The sequence below is a fragment of the Arthrobacter sp. JCM 19049 genome (genome assembly GCF_001310435.1).
Genome location: NZ_BAXF01000864.1, coordinates 1 through 649, shown reverse-complemented (window position 1 = coordinate 649; position 649 = coordinate 1). Strand labels below are relative to the sequence as shown.

At 68.6% G+C, this 649-nt stretch carries 1 protein-coding gene; it reads left to right on the top strand.

The annotated features are described in order from the left end of the window. Positions 1–433 (top strand): winged helix-turn-helix domain-containing protein (locus tag JCM19049_RS16800; protein ID WP_279403485.1); only part of this gene is annotated, 433 nt, incomplete at its 5' end. Positions 434–649 lie beyond the last annotated feature (216 nt).

Sequence of the window (649 nt, the reverse complement as noted above, 5' to 3'; positions counted from 1 at the left end):
GGCACCGGCCACCGCGCAGGGCGAAGCCATTGACGTGGTCCGCCAGGCACTGGGGGACCCGACGGTCAACCGCCGCGCCCGCACCGAGAACCGTCCCAGCACCCCGCGGCCCTCCGGCGTGCTGATCGACCTGTCCCGCCGCGAGGTGTACCTGGACGGGGAGACCCTGAACCTGACCTTCAAGGAGTTCGAGCTGCTGAACTTCCTGGTCGAAAACGGCACCCGCACCGTGGGCCGTGAGGAACTGCTGGAAAACCTGTGGCGCAACGCCGAAGAGGTGCCCAACGAGCGCACCATCGACGTGCACATCCGCCGCCTGCGCTCGAAGCTGGGCCGCCTGGCCAACACCGTGCGCACCGTGCGCGGGCAGGGCTACCGCTTCTACGAACACCCCGAGGTCGTCGTCTGGGCCGCCCCGGAATACTCGATCTAGCATCAGCTGGTCGCAGAAGGCCACACGGTCCAACGGGCGGGCGTGCTCCTGGCATGGAGGTACGCCCGCCCGTTCGGCGTTTAAGCGGGCCCGGGACGGTGACCCCGTAAGCTGATGGCATGAATGCTGGAGGCAAGAACACTGCACAGGCCCGGCGCTGATCCTGCTGCGGCACGGCAAGGCGGACTATCCGCTCGGGGTGGCGGACCACGACCG